This is a genomic window from Aeromonas sp. S12(2024) (assembly GCF_041402305.1).
Classification (GTDB): Bacteria; Pseudomonadota; Gammaproteobacteria; order Enterobacterales; family Aeromonadaceae; genus Aeromonas; species Aeromonas veronii.
On record NZ_JBGLRB010000032.1, the window covers coordinates 1 to 18,878 of the forward strand.

At 61.8% G+C, this 18,878-nt stretch carries 14 protein-coding genes, 1 rRNA gene and 1 pseudogene; 5 read left to right on the forward strand and 11 right to left on the reverse strand.

Annotated elements, in window-relative coordinates:
• A partial coding sequence (locus ACB035_RS20095) for a hypothetical protein (RefSeq protein WP_371168001.1) occupies positions 1–223 on the reverse strand: 223 nt, incomplete at its 3' end.
• A 172-nt stretch (positions 224–395) separates the two neighbouring features.
• Here ACB035_RS20095 and ACB035_RS20100 point away from each other — a divergent pair.
• Positions 396–1,253 (forward strand): annotated as a pseudogene (locus ACB035_RS20100) (lytic transglycosylase domain-containing protein).
• A gap of 8 nt (positions 1,254–1,261) precedes the next feature.
• Here the strand turns inward: ACB035_RS20100 and ACB035_RS20105 are convergent.
• Both ACB035_RS20105 and ACB035_RS20110 read right to left on the reverse strand, forming a co-directional pair.
• Positions 1,262–1,825: a YgjV family protein gene (locus tag ACB035_RS20105; RefSeq protein ID WP_371168002.1), complete on the reverse strand. Its 564-nt coding sequence runs from the start codon at positions 1,823–1,825 to the stop codon at positions 1,262–1,264.
• A gap of 57 nt (positions 1,826–1,882) precedes the next feature.
• Positions 1,883–2,458 carry a Crp/Fnr family transcriptional regulator gene (locus ACB035_RS20110; RefSeq protein ID WP_371168003.1) on the reverse strand — a complete coding sequence of 192 codons (576 nt, stop codon included), beginning with the start codon at positions 2,456–2,458 and terminating at the stop codon, positions 1,883–1,885.
• A gap of 242 nt (positions 2,459–2,700) precedes the next feature.
• Between ACB035_RS20110 and ettA the strand changes: the two genes are divergently transcribed.
• The 4 genes from ettA to glnE all read left to right on the forward strand — a co-directional run bounded on the left by ettA (position 2,701) and on the right by glnE (position 9,459).
• Complete coding sequence (ettA, locus tag ACB035_RS20115) at positions 2,701–4,368, forward strand: energy-dependent translational throttle protein EttA (protein WP_005338959.1); 1,668 nt, start codon at positions 2,701–2,703, stop codon at positions 4,366–4,368.
• A 93-nt stretch (positions 4,369–4,461) separates the two neighbouring features.
• Positions 4,462–4,791 carry a hypothetical protein gene (locus ACB035_RS20120; RefSeq protein WP_371168004.1) on the forward strand — a complete coding sequence of 110 codons (330 nt, stop codon included), beginning with the start codon at positions 4,462–4,464 and terminating at the stop codon, positions 4,789–4,791.
• Positions 4,792–5,054: 263 nt separating this feature from the next.
• Positions 5,055–6,398, forward strand: a complete 1,344-nt coding sequence (locus ACB035_RS20125) for an NCS2 family permease (RefSeq protein ID WP_005343409.1) — start codon at positions 5,055–5,057, stop codon at positions 6,396–6,398.
• Between the two features lie 187 nt (positions 6,399–6,585).
• On the forward strand, positions 6,586–9,459 hold the full coding sequence (gene glnE / locus ACB035_RS20130; RefSeq protein ID WP_371168005.1) for a bifunctional [glutamate--ammonia ligase]-adenylyl-L-tyrosine phosphorylase/[glutamate--ammonia-ligase] adenylyltransferase: 2,874 nt from the start codon (positions 6,586–6,588) through the stop codon (positions 9,457–9,459).
• A gap of 81 nt (positions 9,460–9,540) precedes the next feature.
• Here glnE and ACB035_RS20135 read toward each other — a convergent pair whose 3' ends face one another.
• The 8 genes from ACB035_RS20135 to rrf all read right to left on the reverse strand — a co-directional run.
• Entirely contained in the window at positions 9,541–10,275 is a 735-nt protein-coding gene (locus tag ACB035_RS20135; protein ID WP_371168006.1) for an SDR family oxidoreductase, read from the reverse strand.
• A 78-nt stretch (positions 10,276–10,353) separates the two neighbouring features.
• Entirely contained in the window at positions 10,354–12,555 is a 2,202-nt protein-coding gene (locus tag ACB035_RS20140; protein WP_371168007.1) for a glycoside hydrolase, read from the reverse strand.
• A 258-nt stretch (positions 12,556–12,813) separates the two neighbouring features.
• On the reverse strand, positions 12,814–13,560 hold the full coding sequence (locus ACB035_RS20145; RefSeq protein ID WP_371168008.1) for a DUF2861 family protein: 747 nt from the start codon (positions 13,558–13,560) through the stop codon (positions 12,814–12,816).
• Positions 13,561–13,610: 50 nt separating this feature from the next.
• Positions 13,611–14,258, reverse strand: a complete 648-nt coding sequence (locus ACB035_RS20150; protein WP_371168009.1) for a response regulator transcription factor — start codon at positions 14,256–14,258, stop codon at positions 13,611–13,613.
• Positions 14,255–15,637 (reverse strand): DUF3404 domain-containing protein, encoded by a 1,383-nt coding sequence (locus ACB035_RS20155; RefSeq protein WP_371168010.1) that lies wholly within the window; start codon positions 15,635–15,637, stop codon positions 14,255–14,257. The genes ACB035_RS20150 and ACB035_RS20155 overlap by 4 nt, the downstream gene beginning before the upstream one ends.
• 144 nt (positions 15,638–15,781) lie before the next feature.
• Entirely contained in the window at positions 15,782–17,944 is a 2,163-nt protein-coding gene (locus tag ACB035_RS20160) for an AsmA family protein (RefSeq protein ID WP_371168011.1), read from the reverse strand.
• Positions 17,945–18,076: 132 nt separating this feature from the next.
• Entirely contained in the window at positions 18,077–18,583 is a 507-nt protein-coding gene (locus ACB035_RS20165; protein ID WP_158114216.1) for an NUDIX domain-containing protein, read from the reverse strand.
• Between the two features lie 184 nt (positions 18,584–18,767).
• Positions 18,768–18,878: ribosomal RNA gene (gene rrf / locus ACB035_RS20170) — 5S ribosomal RNA — on the reverse strand; the annotation flags it as partial.

Below are 18,878 nucleotides of genomic sequence, written 5' to 3' on the forward strand. Positions count from 1 at the left end.
CGGCAACGGCGGCAACGGCGGCAACGGCGGCAACGGCGGCAACGGCGGCAACGGCGGCAACGGCGGCAACGGCGGCAACGGCGGCAACGGCGGCAACGGCGGCAACGGCGGTGATGGCGGTGATGGAGCTGATGGAGCTGATGGAGCTGATGGAGCTGATGGAGCTGATGGAGCTGATGGAGCTGATGGAGCTGATGGAGCTGATGGAGCTCAGCCTGACCAATAATACGTCCCTTGCAATCTATTTTTAGATTGAGGGCACAATTGGCTAGCCTATAAGTTCCATACCGTTTTGCTCTCTGAAATCCCCCCGCTATAACAACATGATCCACTGGGTTCGTGGCGATAGCAGCCATGTTCCTCTATATCTTCTGTACTCAAACAGGAGATAACCCATGAGGTACATCAGCGAAAACGGACTGTTTTTGCTGCTTTTTTTGTCGTTGTTACTGGCAGGTACGCCGCGGGCGATAGCACAAGGCAGGGATTTCAGACAGGCCCCCAAGGCGCTGACGGCGATCAAGCAGGGCCAGAACGCCCAACACAACGGCAACCTGCAAAAGGCCATCGCCCTCTACTGTGTCGCCGCCAGCACCGGCAACCCTGAAGGTTATTTCCGGATCGGCCGTCTGCTCGCCACCGGCCCTACCTCGGTGCGCAGCGCCAAGCTGGCCAACAGCTACCTCGCCATGGCGATGCGCCTGGGCAACCAACAGGCCGCCCGTTACTACAACGCCCGTATCGGCAATGCCCCTATGGGGGATAGGTGTGGCATGGGGATCCGTGGCAGTCAGGGTGGTTATCTGGCACAGATCCCCTCCACCCCCTTCAATGTCGACTCCTGGGTTGCCCGCCAGCCACCCGCCAAACAGAAACTGGTCTCCATGCTGCGTCACGCCGCCAAACACCACAAAGTGGATGCCCGGCTGGTGCTGGCGATTGCCATCGCCGAATCCAATCTCAACAGCCGCGCCGTTTCACCGAAGAATGCCCAAGGGCTGATGCAGCTGATCCCCGAAACCCAGTAACGGTTCGGGGTAACCCGGCCATTCGATCCAGCCCAGAACATCAAGGGTGGCGTCAGTTATCTCAAATGGCTGGATCGCCGCTTCGATGGCGACTGGGTACTGATCTCGGCAGCCTACAATGCCGGGGAAAAAGCGGTGGAACGCTATGGCGGGATCCCACCCTATGACGAGACCCGGGAGTATGTGAAACGGGTGCTCTACTTCGCTGGCCACAAGCAGCCCTGAGCGGGAGGTCAGGAGCTCGCCCGATCGGAAGGCGGCACACGCCTCTTTCTGCGGCCACTGTGGCGGCCACGCCCCCAATAATCGAAGCCATAGTGACGGTAGTAACCCACCAGATTGCTGACCAGAAACAGCCCCTCCATCAGCGCGGCGACCGGTGAGCCCACCAGCAAGTTGTTACCCAGCCAGCAGAGGGTGCCGAGCAGCATCCAGCGCCGCAACAGGCGATCATCCGGGCAAAACGCGGCCCGGGTTTGCAGCAGGCTCGCCAGCAGCCCGATCCATGAGAGCAGGCCCTGATAGGTCGCTAGCGCCGCAGCACAGGCCAACCCCATGAAAAACCACATCAAGATGCGGTGAACCAGCCAGATACTCACAACAAAGCGCACGCTGGCCAGCAGCAACAGGCTGGCGGCCGACCACTGCCCGAGCAGGGCAAAGTGACCGGCATTGAGGGCACAGGAGAGGGCCAGACAGGCCAGGATCCTGCGGCGCTCCCGCAACTGAAACGACAACAGATCGAGCAACAAGGCCAGGCTCACCACCAGTTGCGACCACAGAAACAGCGACATCATCCACACCTCATCCGTCATTTGGATAGCGCAACATGAGGGGATGGTCGGAGAGCGGCATTAACCCGTGTTAATGCGCCTGCGGAGCCGTGACAAAGTGACCGGACTGATACCGATATAGTTGGCGAGCTGCACCTGAGTGAGCCGCGCCGGCCAGTGAGGGAAGGTGTGACAGAGCTCCCGATAGCGCTCCTCGGGGGAGTGGAGCAGCAAAAACGCCTCCTTGCGCTCCTTGTAACCGAGCTGCTGGCGTAGCAGGGCCATGCAAACCGGCTGCCAAACGGGCTCATCCAGCAGGGCGAGCGGCACCCGCACCACCTGCAACTCCGTCAGCGCCTCCAGTTGGTAGCGGGCGAGCGATCCCGTAAGCCAGCTGTCATAGAGCAGGCAGAGCTCCCCTTCGAAGTAGAACTCCTTGCAGCGCTCCTGTCCGTCCCGGGTGTAGTGGCAGGCGCGAGCGATGCCCGCTTCGATATAGAAGGCAGCGTCCTGCTCTGACCCCTGCGCCAACAGTGCATGACCGGCGCGCAGTGTCTGCCGTGGCAAGCGCAGGCTGATGGCTTCGCTCAGCGCGGCGTCCAATCCCATGGAGCAGAGAAAGGCGGCCAGCGAGGGGGCTTTAGGAGATGGGTTCATGACGGCTCCGGAACAAAACGGCAGCCCACATCATGCCCAAATTGCACGGCTGATGCAGCAAGGCGTGACCGCTGCGGCAAAGGGGGGACATAGCCGGGTGCCACCTTTGCCCCCCCTCGTCCGTTGGTTTACAATCGACGGGTTTTTTGGAACCCGGTTGACCTGTGTCGACCTGGCCCCACCACGACATCAGTCTGTTAATGCCAAGACATTAACCTGCTGAAAAGGAAGAGAATTAGCCAATGGCTCAATTTATTTACACCATGAACCGGGTCGGCAAGGTAGTGCCGCCCAAGCGTCATATTCTCAAGAACATCTCCTTGAGCTTCTTCCCGGGCGCCAAGATCGGCGTGCTGGGTCTGAACGGCGCCGGTAAATCGACCCTGCTGCGCATCATGGCGGGCATCGATACCGAGATCGAAGGGGAAGCCCGTCCACAGCCCGGCATCAAGATCGGCTACCTGCCGCAGGAGCCGAAGCTGGAGCCAGAGCAGACCGTACGCGAAGCGGTCGAAGAGGCCGTTGGCGAGGTGAAGCGCGCCATGGCCCGTCTGGACGAGGTCTATGCGGCCTACGCCGACCCGGATGCCGACTTTGACAAGCTGGCCCGCGAACAGGGCGAGCTGGAGGCCATCATCCAGGCCCAGGGCGGCCACAACATGGAAAACCAGCTGGAGCGTGCGGCCGATGCCCTGCGCCTGCCAGCTTGGGATGCCAAGATCAAGCACCTCTCCGGTGGTGAGCGCCGCCGTGTGGCACTCTGCCGTCTGCTGCTGGAAAAGCCGGACATGCTGCTGCTGGACGAACCGACCAACCACCTGGATGCGGAATCCGTGGCCTGGCTGGAGCGCTTCCTGCACGACTACGAAGGCACTGTTGTGGCCATCACCCACGACCGTTACTTCCTCGACAACGTGGCAGGCTGGATCCTGGAACTGGACCGCGGCGAAGGTATCCCGTGGGAAGGCAACTACTCCTCCTGGCTGGAGCAGAAGGACGCACGTCTGGCGCAGGAAGCCAGTTCCGAAGCGGCTCGCCGCAAGTCCATCGAGAAAGAGCTGGAGTGGGTTCGTCAAAACCCGAAAGGACGTCAGGCCAAGTCCAAGGCCCGTATGGCTCGCTTCGAAGAGCTCAACACCAACGACTACCAGAAGCGCAACGAGACCAACGAGCTGTTCATTCCGCCCGGACCCCGCCTCGGCGACAAGGTGGTGGAAGTGGCCAACCTGCGCAAATCCTACGGTGATCGTGTACTGATCGACGATCTGTCGTTTGCCATTCCGAAGGGTGCCATCGTCGGCATCATCGGCCCGAACGGTGCCGGTAAGTCGACCCTGTTCCGCATGATGTCGGGTCAGGAGCAGCCGGATTCCGGCGCCATCACCCTGGGTGAAACCGTGGTGCTGGCCTCTGTCGATCAGTTCCGCGACAGCATGGATGACAAGAAGACGGTATTCGAAGAGGTCGCTGACGGTCAGGATATCCTGCGCATCGGCAACTACGAGTTCCCGAGCCGCGCCTATATCGGCCGCTTCAACTTCAAGGGTTCCGACCAGCAGAAGCGGGTTGGCGAACTCTCCGGTGGTGAGCGCGGTCGTCTGCACCTGGCCAAGCTGCTGCAGACCGGCGGCAACGTGCTGCTGCTGGATGAACCGACCAACGATCTGGATATCGAAACCCTGCGCGCCCTCGAGAACGCCCTGCTGGAGTTCCCGGGTTGTGCCATGGTCATCTCCCACGACCGCTGGTTCCTCGACCGTATCGCCACTCACATCCTGGACTATCAGGATGAGGGCAAGATCGAGTTCTTCGAAGGTAACTTTACCGAATACGAAGAGTGGAAGAAGAAGACCTACGGCGCCGAGGCGATCCAGCCCCATCGCGCCAAGTACAAGCGCATCGCCAAATAAGGCTGACTGCGTGTTGAGGGGAGCTTCGGCTCCCCTTTCTGTTGCCTTTTGACTTACAATCCTAGACGGATGCCTTTGCATGGATGTAGCACGATGACGACCCCCATAGAGAAAAAACTCACCATCCAGATCCGGGTTGAACCGGGTTGCCTCGGGCCGGATGGCAAGGAGCACATAGAGACCTTCTGTGCCGCTGCCGCCAAGATTTTTGCCGCCGTGGAGCCCGAGCTGGTGAGCTGGGTGCTGATCCCCCGCTACGACAAGCGACTGCCGGAGCAGGAGTTCTTTATCGAGGGGCGCAAGCTGACCGAAGAGCAGGCAAGCCTGTTTCTGCGCCGCTTCGGCCGCGAACTGGGTGAAGTTCAAGACCGGCTCGACTCGGTACTGGCCCAGCTGGTCGAGCGCTACTTCAAAACCCTGTAAGCCCCCAATTTTCGATAAAAGGTTCTCTGTTGAGAACCTTTTTTCATGCTCAAAAAGCAAACGTTTGAATTTTACTCTATTCATTGATCTGCTTCGCAGATCCGGGGTTTGTAAACGGCGCCGCCTGTGTAAAAATGTGCGCGCTGTCACGGTATCAGGACGAGTCTGGTTACTTAACCGCCAGAAACAGGGCAATTTACCCCGCATGGATGGGATAGCCCGTTCCCCTGCTGCTTATTTCACGTCACCTATTGGAATCCAATATGAATCAACAACACCAAGCTGCCAATCAGGCCGCCGGGCAAGGATTGCTTGAGCGCCTGTTTGCCCTGCAAGGCCATGGCACTACCGCCCGCACCGAAGTGATCGCCGGTATCACCACCTTCCTGACCATGGTCTATATCGTGTTCGTCAACCCGCAGATCCTCTCTGCGGCGGGCATGGACACCCAGGCCGTGTTCGTCACCACCTGCCTCATCGCCGGTATCGGCAGCATCCTGATGGGCCTGTTAGCCAACCTGCCCATCGCGCTGGCCCCCGCCATGGGCCTCAATGCCTTCTTCGCCTTCGTGGTGGTTGCAGGTATGGGCTACTCCTGGCAAGTGGGCATGGGCACCATCTTCTGGGGCGCCATGGGTCTGTTGATCCTCACCCTGCTGCGGGTGCGCTATTGGCTTATCGGCAACATTCCGCTCACCCTGCGGGTTGGCATCACCGCCGGTATCGGTCTGCTGATCGCCCTGCTCGGCCTGCACAACGCCGGGATTGTGGTCGCGAGCCCGGCCACCATGGTGACCGTGGGCAACCTCACCTCCCTGCCCTGCCTGCTGGGGCTGCTCGGTTTCTTCCTGATCTGCATCTTCTCCGCTCGCGGCGTCCACTCCGCCGTGCTGATCGCCATCGTGGTCACTACCGGTCTGGGCTGGCTGTTTGGCGATGTCACCTTCAAGGGCTTTGTCTCCATGCCCCCCAGCATCGAGCCGGTGTTCGGCCAGCTGGATCTGATGGGCTCGCTCGATATCAGCCTCGCCGGGATCATCTTCTCCTTTATGCTGGTCAACCTGTTCGACTCCTCCGGCACCCTGATCGGCGTAACCAACCGCGCCAAGCTGGCCGATGACAAGGGCCACTTCCCGCGCATGAAACAGGCGCTGATGGTCGATAGCGTCAGCTCCGTCGGCGGAGCTTTCATGGGAACCTCCTCGGTTACCGCCTTTATCGAGAGCAGCTCCGGCGTCGCCGTCGGCGGCCGTACCGGTCTGACCGCCATCGTGGTCGGCCTGCTGTTCCTGCTGGCTATCTTCTTCTCTCCGGTCGCCGCCATGGTGCCGGCCTATGCCGCCGCTGGCGCCCTTATCTATGTGGGCGTGCTGATGTGCTCCGAGCTGACCCGGGTGAAGTGGGAAGATCTGACAGAAGCGGTACCGGCCTTTATGACCGCCGTCATGATGCCGTTCAGCTTCTCCATCACCGAGGGGATCGCCGTGGGCTTTATCTCCTACTGCGTGATGAAGGCGGGCACCGGCCGCTGGCGCGAAATCAACCCCTGCGTGCTGGTGGTGGCCCTGCTGTTCGTCCTCAAGTTCGTCTGGGTCGACAGCCACTGATAATGACCAGTGCAATCCGATGGGCTCCCGACAGGGAGCCCATTTTTATTTGCCAGATCATGCTTCTCGCCCCTGCGCTGTGACGCGGGGGCCTGACAGTGCTAGATTGGCAGCCACCATTTTGAATCGGCAGCGTTGTTAACCCCGTGTAGTTAACCCGCTGTCGTGAACCACAAGGACGGCAACCGTGGCCCAGCACTCTCCCTCTTTCTCTGCCCTCTCCCCCTTGCTGCAAGAACAGGCCGAGCGCCAATGGCAACGGCTGATCGAACTGGCCCCCGACTATGGCAACCAGCCCGAGCCCGTTCGCCAGCCCCTGCTGACCCTGCTCGGCCTCTCCGATTTTGTCGCCGACTCCCTCTTCAAACAGCCGGAGTTGCTGACCGAACTGCTCGCCTCCGGTGATCTCGAACGAACCGAACGCTGGCCCGCTTACCAGCACGAGCTGACCGCCCTGCTCGCCGAGGTAAGCGATGAAGAGGCGCTCAAGCGCATCCTGCGCCAGTTCCGCCGCAGCCGCATGCTGGTGATCGCCTGGCGCGAGCTGCTGGGCCACGCTGAAGTAGAAGAGAGCTTTATCCACCTCACCAAACTGGCGGATGCCCTGATCTGCTCTGCCCGCGACTGGCTCTACACCAAACAGTGTGGCGAACTGGGCACCCCGATGGACGGCAACGGCAACCCGCAACCGCTGCTTATCCTCGGTATGGGCAAGCTGGGCGGTGGCGAGCTGAACTTCTCCTCGGACATCGACCTTATCTTCACCTTCCCTGAAAATGGCTACACGGTCGGCGGGCGGCGCGAGCTGGCCAACCAGCAGTTCTTTATCAAGCTCGGTCAGCGCATCATCAACGCCCTCCACCAGCCCACCCAGGATGGTCAGGTGTTCCGGGTCGATATGCGCTTACGCCCCTTTGGCGATGCGGGGCCGCTCGCCATCTCCTTCGCAGCCATGGAGGATTACTACCAGCATCACGGTCGCAACTGGGAGCGCTACGCCATGGTCAAGGCGCGGGTACTGGGGCCCCAGTGCGAACACGCAGTGGAGCTGGCCGAGATGCTGCGCCCCTTCGTGTTTCGCCGCTATATCGACTTCGGCGTTATCGACGGTCTGCGCCAGATGAAGGCGATGATCGCCGCCGAGGTGCGCCGCAAGGGGCTGGAGGGCAACATCAAGCTGGGGGCTGGCGGCATCCGTGAAGTGGAGTTTATCGCCCAGGCGCTGCAGCTTATTCGCGGCGGTCGTGAACCTGCACTGCGGGTGCGTCACCTGCCCGAAGCGCTGGCCGCCATCGCCCAATGTGGCGCCCTCGAATCTGCCCATTGCGATCGCTTGCTGGCGGCCTATCGCTTCTTGCGCCGGGTCGAGAACATATTGCAGGAGATCGGCGATCAACAGACCCAGACCCTGCCCACCGAGGAGCGGGATCGCCAGCGGCTGATCGCCGCCCTCGGCTTTGCCGACTGGGGCACCTTTATGGCTTATCTGGATGAGGAGATGGCCGCCGTCCATCAGGAGTTCGCCGCCGTGGTGGGGGAAGAGAAAGAGGCACCCGTCCATCTGGAGCAGCTCTGGCTCGATCTCTGGCGCACCGAGCTCGACGCCGCCGAGCTGGAAAAATTGCTGACTGCTCAAGGGGTCGTCGAGCCCGCTCCGCTCTGCGCCGCGCTGCTGCGTTTCAAGGAGGAGTACAAACGCCGTCAGGTGGGGCCGCAGGGGCGCATCGCGCTGGACTGGCTGATGCCGGAGCTGCTGCGACTGGTGGTGGCCAGCGAGCAGCCCGCCCGTCTGTTCGAGCGGGTCTGTGAGCTGCTGACCCGCATCTTCACCCGCAGCGCTTATCTGCAGCTGCTGGCGGAAAATCCGGGCGCCCTGCGCCAGCTGGTGCGGCTGTGTGATGCCAGCCATCTGGTGAGCGAGCAGCTGGCCCGCTACCCCATCCTGCTGGACGAGCTGCTCGATCCCCAGCACCTCTACCACCCCACCCCGCTCGATCAGTACAAGCCCCAGCTGCGCCAGTTCCTGCTGCGCATCCCCGAAGAGGACGTGGAGCAGCAGATGGAGGCGCTGCGCCAGTTCAAACAGGTGCAGCTGCTGCGCATCGTGGCGGCCGACATCGCCGGCGCCCTGCCGCTGATGAAGGTGAGCGACCACCTCACCTGGCTCGCGGAGGCGATCACCGAAGAGGTGGTCAATCAGGCGTGGGCCCAGATGAGTGAACGCTACGGGGTACCGCCCGAGGTGGCGTTAAGCGGCCAGCGCGGTTTTGCGGTGGTGGCCTATGGCAAGCTGGGCGGCATTGAGCTCGGCTACGGCTCGGATCTCGATCTGGTGTTCCTGCACGGCGGCGATCCCAACAGCTACACAGATGGTCGCAAGCCCATCGACAGTCGCCAGTTCTACCTGCGTCTGGCGCAGCGGATCCTGCACCTGTTCAGCACCCGTACCCCATCCGGCATCCTTTACGAGATAGATATGCGGCTGCGTCCCTCCGGTGACTCCGGCCTGCTGGTCTCGTCCCTCTCGGCCTATGAGCAGTACCAGCAAAACGAGGCGTGGACCTGGGAGCATCAGGCGCTGGTGCGGGCTCGTCCTATCTATGGCGATGACACCATCGTTGCCGAGTTTGCCCGCATCCGCCGCGATGTGCTGGCCAAGGAGCGGGAGCTGCCGACCTTGGTCCGCGAGGTGCGCGAGATGCGCCACAAGATGCGGGATCACCTGCTCAAGGCCGGTGCTGGCGAGTTCGACCTCAAGCAGTCCCCCGGCGGCATGGTGGATATCGAGTTTATCGCCCAGTATCTGGTACTGGCCCACGCCTGCGGCGAGCCCGATGCCCTCACCCGCTGGTCCGATAACGTGCGCATCTTCGATGAGTGCGTCATGGCGGGGGTGCTGACCCTGGAGCAGGCGGAGGGGCTGAAGCAGGCCTATCTGGAGATCCGCAACCTCGGCCATCGCCTCAACCTCTCGGAGATCTCCCGCAAGGTGAGCGACGATCAGCTGCAAAACGAACGCAGCCATGTGCTCGCCGTCTGGCACAAGCTGCTGGGGGAGTGAGATAAACCAAAGCAGGTTCAACGAGAAAGGGGCGCTTGGGCGCCCCCTTTTTTATCCAGATATAAGCGGTAGCATCAAGCTCTAGCGTCCACCGGCAAGATCGATGAAGGTGCCGGTAGCGTAGGAGGCTTCGTCCGATAACAACCACGCAATAGCGGCCGCCACCTCGGCTGGTTGGCCGCCCCGTTGCAAGGGGATCAGACCCTTTACCCTGTCGACACGGTCTGGCTCACCACCGTCGGCATGCATTTCGGTATAGATAAAGCCGGGACGCACACCATTGACTCGTATTCCCTTTGCCGCGACCTCCAACGATAACCCCTTGGTCAGCACATCGATCGCTCCCTTGGAAGCCGCATAATCTACATACTCACCTGCCGAACCCAAACGGGCAGCGGCAGAGGATACATTGACAATGGCGCTGCCCACAGCCATACGCCGTACAGCCTCACGACAGCAAAGAAAATAGCCGGTCACATTGGTGGTCAAAGTCTTGTTGATGCGCTCAGCGCTCATCTCCATCACTTTCATCTGTGGTTGCAAGAGCCCTGCATTGTTCACCAGATGAGTGATCACCCCGAGTCGCTCGTCCATCTCTTCAAACAGATGTACCACCTCAGCCTCGATGCTGATATCCGCCTGCACGGCTATGCAGGAGACAGCAAAGTTAGCCTTAATCTCTGCCACCAACGCATCGGCGGCCTGCCGGTCACACCGATAGTTAATACAAAGGTTATATCCCTGCCCCGCCAGATAACGGGCGGTGGCAGCACCAATTCCTCTACTGCCCCCGGTGATCAACACATGTTTGTTCATTAAGCATCCTTGTTATTCCACTATCAGTTTCACGATCGCTACCCGCCACGATAGTACCTAAACCAACCAGCTCCAACTTCAACGCGCTCCATCTGATTGCGAGACAAACTGCTGCTGACTGCCATCGGGCAACAGCGCCAACACGCTTTGAGCGGCCAGTTTTATCCCCGCCAGCTCGGTGGCCGGGCCGAAGTTGGCCACCAATCTGGTGCCATCGGCAAACTCGCTCTGCTGCACCACACCTCTTTTATCGAGCCAGCGAAAACCGGTGAGGGACTGGTTGTAGAGCCGCTCATGCAGCGGGCGGAAGAAGGCATCGAGCCCCTTGAGATAGGGAATGCGCGCGCTGGCGCTATCCAGACTGAGGTTGAGCAGGGGCGGCACGTTGTAGAGCTGCTGCAACAGTTCGGTGACCTGACGGCTCTCCTTGAACTTGAGGCTATCCATCGTCCAGTGGTGGGTGGTCACTATGCTGTCGTGAAAGACGCTCTGGAGCAGCGGCAACCGCAGCGCCGGATCGAAGTAGAGCCCCTGATACTCGGGCTTGAGGCGGCTCTGGCGAAAGAAGAACGCAGGCTGATAGTCGGGATACCAGGCCCCCAGATAGTAGGGAGAGCGCTTGTTGCGGCGCATATCGGGATCCTGCCAGCCAAAGCCGCTGGTCTGGGGGCCATGGGCAAAGGCCGCGGTGCGGTTGGCAACCGCGCCGCCCTCCTCGGAGCCCACCAGCACACCCTGACTCCTGGCAATCCACGCCATCCCGGCCATCCGGTTTTGCGCATCCTGCGCCTGAGTGGTCGGCTTGGCCGGGTCGAAGTCGTCAAACACCATGCCGGTCGCCGCCACATCGAGGAACCAGCTGTTGTAGTGGCTCGCCTGCTGCAATTTGGGCACTCGCTGCTCCATCACCGGGCGCACACAGGCCTGATTGGTGTAGACGCCGCTATTTTGAAAGCCGCTCTTGCGCCGGCCGTTCTCCTGCATGATGCCGCAGCGCAGATAAATATCCTGCCCCATCTGGGCGGTGAGCCAGCTCTGCTGGCGATTCCCCTCCGGCAGCGCGGTATCGTAGGAGTCATAGGGAGCGATGAGATAGCCCGCCTGTTTGGCAAGCGCTATCCCCTCTGGCGCGGCAAAACCGGCGGTCCACTGGGGCAGACCCAGCCAGAGTTTGGGTAGTCCAGCCTGCTTGAGAGCGGCGATCATCTTGGCCGAGCTGCCATCGCCCCAGCTCTGTGGCTCGTTGAGAGCAGCGCCCAGTTGCGTGGCCGCCAGCGTGCGCCGGGCGGCGAAATCGGCCGGTTGCTGACCCGGATGGCGCAGCGCCAGCGCCTGCTCTACCCCGGTCAGCACCAAATTTTGCAGGTAGCGGTTGCGGGCCAGATAGGGCGCTTGCAGCGCACGCTTGCTCTCCCCCTTGAGCCAGTCGGCGGGGATCAGGCGGCGCAGCGCGGGCCAGCTCTTCACATCCTGTGGCACCAGCAGTCGCTCACCCCAGAGATAGAGGTGAGAGGCGCCGATCAGCCGCTTGCCATCCTTTACTGCCGCCAGCTTGCTCTCGAGCGAGACCAGTTCACCCCGCTCCTGCAACCAGCTGCGATAGGCCTTGGCCGCCGCCAGCCAGTCGTTGCCCGGTTGCAACGACACTGCCACCTCATAGGGGTCAGCCCGATTGAGGCGATTGACGCTATGGGTCGCGGTGAGGGCAATGCCATCTTTCTTCGGAGCAAAGGTGAGCCGGTTGTTGAAAGGGTTGGCAAAGAGGATCGCCAACTGCTGATCGCCGTGATCCAGCCCAACCACCGGCAGGGTCAGATTATCCGTGGTGTTGATCCCCTGATACTCCTGCGCCAGCGCCTTGCGCCACGCAGTGTGCGTAGCCGGAATGCGGAATCCCTCGTGGATCGGCAGCATCAGCGCCTGCGCCCCTGCCGGTACCCGCGGCCACACCAGCTCGCCAGCACTCGCACGGCTGAGGGTAAGGATCAGACGGTTACCCTCAAGGCGAGCCAAGGCACGCACCTCGCCATCGGCACGGGTCAGCCAGCTGGCACGCTCCCCCTCCTGCTGCAAGGCGGTGACCGGCTGGCGCGGGCCGGGAGAAGAGATGGCAAGGTACTGGCCCGAGGGCAGCACAGCCTCGGCCGCCAGGGTGGCGGGATCCAGCTCGATGCGCCACTGATCGTTGGCCAGGGTCAACGCCTCGGCAGGCAGGGAGAACAGCGGCGCCAACAACAGCAGCGGGCGTATCCGGCTCGTTAGCACGGGAAGAAGAGTCATGGTCGGTGATTCCTGATAACACACGGGAATTGCATTTCAGCAGATCGGCAGCCTGAGATTGTCAGGCCAATGTCAGGATTAAGCACAGATTGGCGGCGGAGGCTCCTCTCAGCCATGTCCCATTTGATATCTACCACCATCCACTGGCCGATTGTTGCAAATAACATCAGCAAAAATTGACTGCCATTGCACCAGCGAAACAATCTGTGCCCAAAGCTGGCCATCCATCACAGATAGCAACGACTCAATCCCTTGGTATCACTCCACCGGCCCTGCCTGACTGTGGCTTAACTGCAACACCAGCTGGCCACGCTGGCTAGTCTGCACCAGCGAGAGGGTTCGCCAGCTGTCGGGCGTGGTGGCAGGCCAACCCACCTTGCCATCGAGAGGCAGACGGTTCCACCAGAGCAGTGAGTATTGCGGGCGGGCCAGCACCGTCTGCTCAAGCCTGAGCGGAGTGCACGAAGCGGGATTGGCGGGGGGATTGGTCACCGCCAGCGGCGAGCGGGAGAGCCAGTCCAGATCCTGCACCGCAGGCAGCGGCAGCGCCACCTGCCACTCCTTGCCCGCCACCGCCAGCCGCAGTTGATAAAGTCCGGCTGGTAAAGAGGTCGGCAGGTCGGCCCCCACGACCCTGACCCCTTTATTCTCTTCCGCCTCCCACTGGGCGCCAGCCAGTCGGTCACGGCCAGCGGGATCGACAAGTTCCGCGGCGGTGATGGGCCCCTCACCGGTCAGCTGCACCCGATAGTCCCGCAGCAGCGGCGCATCGCGCTGGATCAGCTCAAGCCGCAGCTCGCTCACCCCATCAGGCAGAGTGAGCGGGAAATCCTTGCTGCAGTGCTGGGCACTCAGCGCGGCCAGCATCCCTTGCCAGCTACGGCGCTCGGCATCGCTGTTGAGCGCAGGCCATGCCTGCAGCAAAGATTGCCATGCGTGCCGGTTATCCCCCTGCAACAGCGCCAACGTAGCCGGTTGCAGCGGGTCGGCGCGATCAGTTGCCATAACGCTGCCAGTGCTTAGAACCAACAACAGCGCAGCCGGTGTTGCACGCTTCACGCTGGCACCTCCAGCCGGTAGCCGATGCCGCGCACCGTCTCGATGGCCAGCCCGGGTAGCTTCTGACGCAGCTGCAGGATATGGGTATCAACCGTGCGGGTGGAGGGGAACGCCTGATAGCCCCATACCCGGTTGAGGATCTCCTCCCGGCTCAACACCCGCCCCGCCATCCGCACCAGCAGGGTGAGCAGGGCAAACTCGGTGGGGGTAAAACTCACCTCCGCATCCTTCCAGCTCGCCTGCATCCGGGCGGGGTGGAGCTGCAAGCCGCCCACCGCCTGAGTGCCATCGCCCAACTGGCGCAGCTGGGCCCGGATCCGCGCCAGCAGCTCGTCGTGGGAGAAGGGCTTGGTCAGGTAGTCGCGCGCCCCCGCATCGAGCCCGGCTACCCGATCGCTCACCTCCACCCTGGCGGTGAGCACGATCACCGGCAGCGCCTTGCGCGCCAGCCACTGGGGTAGCCAGTCGAGGGCATCCCCCTCCGGCATGGAGCGATCCAGCAGCACCAGATCCGCCGCCAGCCACTGCTGCTCCGCCGCAGCCAGGGTGTCGCACCAGAGGCAGCGATACCCTTCGCGGGTCAGATAGCGTTGCAGGTTCTCCGCCAGCAGCGCCTCGTCTTCGACAAGCAGGATGGTCTTCATGATTCGGTGTCGCTCCAGAGCTGGCAGGGCAGCGTCAGGGTAAAGGTGGTGGGCGGGCCGGAAAGGGTGAGGCACCCGCCAAGACGGCGCAGCAGATGGCGTACGATGGCAAGCCCCAGCCCCAGACCATCGGCACGGGCACCGCGGCGCAGCAGGGTAGCGAGCCGGTAATTTGGCAGCTCGCCGCCATCGCTGACCGCGAGGATCAAACGCCCCGCCTGCCAGCTGGCACAGATCCGAACCGGTGCACAGCCATGCTGGCTGGCGTTGCGCAGCAAATTGTCGAGGGCGAGATCGAGCCAGTAGAAGGGGAGCGCCAGAGTCATCTCCCGCTCAAGGCAGAAGGTGGCACCATGCCGCTCGCAGGCCAGGGTGAGCCATTCGGCCAGACTGACCGCCACTCGCTCATCCTCGAGGGTCTCTGCCGCCAGATAGTGACGGCTCGCCTGTGCCAGTTGATGCAGACGGGCGACGCTGCCCAGCAGCTGACCCACGCTCTGCTGGGCGGAAGGGGGGAGCCGGTCGAAATCGTGGCGCAGCTCCTCGCTGATGCCGGAGAGCGCCATGATGGGAGTGCGCAGCTCGTGGGTCAGCATCTGCAACGCGACGCGCCGCTCCCGCAGCAGGCGCCAGCGCTGCCAGCTGGCCCACCCGAGCAGCAGGATAAAGCCAAGCGTGCTGGCCAGCGCCAGCCACTGCCAGCCAAGCGTGGGGCGAGTATTGAAGCAGACCGCTCCGACTCGTTCTTCACAAGTACCAGCGGTACGACTATCCAGCGTCACGCCAAGCCGCTCGGCCAGCGGCTGCCACTGCCCGGCACCGTAACGACGCCACTGCCCATCGGCAAGCAGCCAGAGCTGGCCGGATTGCAGCAGCCAGCGCTCCCCCCGCAGCAGGGCGTCGAGGTTGTCATTATCGAGCTCGCCAAGCTGCCCCAACCGGTCGCGCCGCTCCCGCACATGGAGCAGATGGTTGAGCCCAGCCGCTGGATGACCAACCTGCCAGCGAGCCGCACTGGAGCCGCCCAACGGATAGACGGGGTGAGCGGCAAACCAGCTGGTCGAGGGCGCAGCCCCTTGGCCGCAAAGCGCCCGCAGCAGCGGCAACCACTCGGCAGGCAAGTCATTCTCTGTCCCGCACTCCTGCTGGTAGCGATAGATCGCCTGCAACTGGCGCAGCGGATAGCGCTGCCAGGCGGGCTGAAGGGAGTCGGGAGCAATCAGGCGCCGGTCGAGCCGCTGCACCTCGTCAAGAGGCAGCGCCTGTTCGGGAACCTGCCTGGCCAGCTCGCCCGCCAGACGATCCGCCAGCGGCCCGGCCAGCACGGGATACGCCATGCCGCAGCAGATCAGGGAGCAGAGCAGCAGGATCAGGCGCATGGGTTCAACTCGAGATGACTCCGGATCAAGGCGCAGCAGGTCACTGCGCCATAAAAAATGTCAGCGCCATTCTTCAATGGCGCTGACATCCGGTCAACCGCTAACGGCATTGGCGCGGCTCCCGCCAGCCATGTGAACCGTCACCTATTTGAACAGTCCCTTGAGCAGCTGGTCGGCCACACCTTTGACGGCATCGTTGTCGGCCTTGTCACCCAGCAGCTTCTTGAGGCCGCGTTCGGCCTCCTTGCGCGCCTTATCCTCCAGCAATTTGTTGTTGCTGAGCAGTGCCTTCACGTCGAGCTGGTAGCTGGGGGCCTGCCAGTGACCGCCGATCCGCACCGGAATGGTGATCTCCTTCAGCTCATCCACATCCTTGCCCCCCTGCCCCTTGCTGCTCTCGACAATGGAGGTGAGGAACAGGAAGTCGAGGCTCTCCGGCACCAGCGCCGTCTGCCCCTCGCCCTTGACCCGCAAGGCCGGGGCAAAGAGCTGGATGTCGTTGCTGCGGGCGATGCCGTCGGCAATCTGGAAGCTGGCGGTGAGGGCGCTGAAGTCGGTCTTGCGCGCCTCCTTCACCTGCTCGGCTCCCTTGCCGGTGAGGGTGGCCCGCGCCTCGCGGATCATCTCCGGCAGGTTGATGCCGTGCAGGGCACCGTCGCTCAGTTTCAAGGTTATCTTGCCCTGCATTCCGTTGCGCAGTGCCAGAGGAGAGAGACCACGCCCCTGCACATGCACATCGAGATCGCCCTTACCCTCCAGCAGATCGCTCTGGGCCAGAGTCTGCAGCAAGGGACGAATGTTCACTCCGGCCACCTGCTTGTGCACCTTGTAGGTGGCGGGTTGCTGGCGTGCGTCGAGAACCCCTTTCGCGCTTACCTGACCGCCCGCCACGGTCGCGCTGAACTGTTTGAGCGTCAGCAGTCCCTTGGCCAAAACCACCTGCAGATCGACAGTACCGAGATCCAGCCCTTTCAGGCGCAGGCTACCAAGTTGCAACCGACCATCCAGATCCAGACCTTTGAGCGCGCCCAGATCCGGTTCAACCGCGGAGAGGGCTTCGCTCTTGCCGGTTACCGCTTTATTGTCACTTGCAGCGGCATTGGAAGCACCGGCCGCCGGTTTGTCCTCTTTCGCCTGTGCGGTCGTGGTCGGTGCCGATTTGGCGAGCCATTTGTCGAGATCCAGCTTCTCCCCCTTGAGATCGAAGCTGATCGAGGGAACAGCGCCAAGCTGCACGGTTCCATCACCACTCAGCAGCGCCTCATCGGCACTCATCACCAGCTTGCTCAGGGTAATCAACTGCTTGTCGATCTCGGCGCGGGCAAAGCCGGCCAGTTTCAGCTTCATCTGCGGGCGTGGCAGCGCATCACCTTCCAGCACTGCCGTCAGCACCATATCGGAGAGCTCGGCCAGCTTCATCTCTTTATCGAGCCTTCCCTTGAGCGTTCCTTCCAGCGAGCCAGCCAGTGAAGCTTGCTGCCCCTCTACCTTGGCACCCTTCAGCGCCAACGTGAGGTTGCTCCACTCACCTAAGGCCAACCGGTCTCCCTTGATGGAGAAACTGTCGAGTCGCAGGGACGGGTCACTCAGACTGCCACTGAGGCTCAGATCTTTCAGTTCACTGGCCATCACCTCCTGCGCCAGCTTGATCTGGGTCTGTCCTTTAACGTCGAAAGCGAGCTTGTCGGCACTCCCCTTGGCGGCCAGCGTCACGGGTACCCACTGATCGGTGGCCAGCTGCCCCATATCGAGATCGAGGCGATCCAGTCGCAGCGAGGTGCCGCTGCGATCATCCTGTACCAGCGCACTGGCCTGGGAGAGCGCGACACCCTGCAAGCTGATCTGCCAGGGCTTGCTATCAGCGGTTGGTGCAGGAGTTGCGGGGACGACTGGTTCGCTTGCATCAGCAGTGGCATCCTTGATCAGTCCGCTCAGATTGGAGCTGCCATCCGCCTTGGTCTGGATAAAGAGATGGGCACCACTCAGGGTCACCTTGCCGATCTCCAGACGATGTGAGAGCAGCGGCAACAGGGCCACCGAGGCCTCCCCCTGTTCGAAACGAACCAGATCCGGCTCGGCAAAACCGGCCGGATTACGCAGGGCGACCTTTTCCAGCGAGAGGCCGAGGCTCGGCCAGAAACGCCAGTCAATCTCCCCCGCCATCACCAGTTCCCGGCCTGTGCTCTTGCGCACCTGTTCAGCCAGTTGGGGCTTGAATTGATTGGGGTCGATAAGGCTTATCAGCGTCACTATGGCCAGCAAGGCCGCCACGGCGATGCCGAGCAAGATGAGAACGATCTTCTTCACGATATGCTCCTTGAATCCGGATCCACTGCTGACTATACCACTCACCGTCTGACGAATGGCGTCTGCGAGACAAAAGCGGACAAGGATGAGACAGGGATGGTCGCTGCCAATCCCCATCGTCATCAGCAGGGATCAGGCTTGCAAAGAGGATTGCTGCAGCCGCGCCACCGCGGTGCGCGTCGATTCGAAAGCAAAGCGGGGCAAGGGAATATCGCTGATCTTCCGCCACTGACAGGCGGCCACATCGTCAGCCGGCTGGATGACCGGTTTTTCACTCAGCTTGATGGCGAAAAAGGTGTCACAAGTGTGATAGGTGATGCCATCGTAGGGGTAGATATTGGGGAAGGAACCGAGATAGGTAAAAGGTTGGGCGCTAACATCGAGCCCCAGCTCCTCCTGCAACTCGCGCACCAGCGCCGCCTCCAGCGACTCGCCGGGATCGACAAATCCGCCAGGCAGATCCAGCAACCCCTTGCCCGGATTGCCTGCTCTCACCGCAACCAGCACCTCGTCCTGCCAGCAAAGCGCCACCATCACCGCCGTCGCCACATTCTGGAAAAAATGAAAACCGCAGCCACAGCGAAACTCTTTGGGGCTGACGCTCTGCAGGGTTTGACCGCCGCATTTTGGACAAAACATGGGCTATCTCCGACCAGATAAAGCGCCATTTTACGCTGCCAAGGCCGTTTTTTATGAGTAAAACTGATGGGATGATCTGGAATTCAGGGGAAGGAGGGGATAACACTGGCCAATTATCAGACTATTTGCTGAATTGCAGGCAATAAAAAACCCCGCTCGATGAGCGGGGTTTCTTGTATTGGGCGCCTGGCAGTGTCCTACTCTCGCATGGCGAATGCCACACTACCATCGGCGCTACCGCGTTTCACTTCTGAGTTCGGCATGGGATCAGGTGGTTCCACGGCGCTATGGCCGC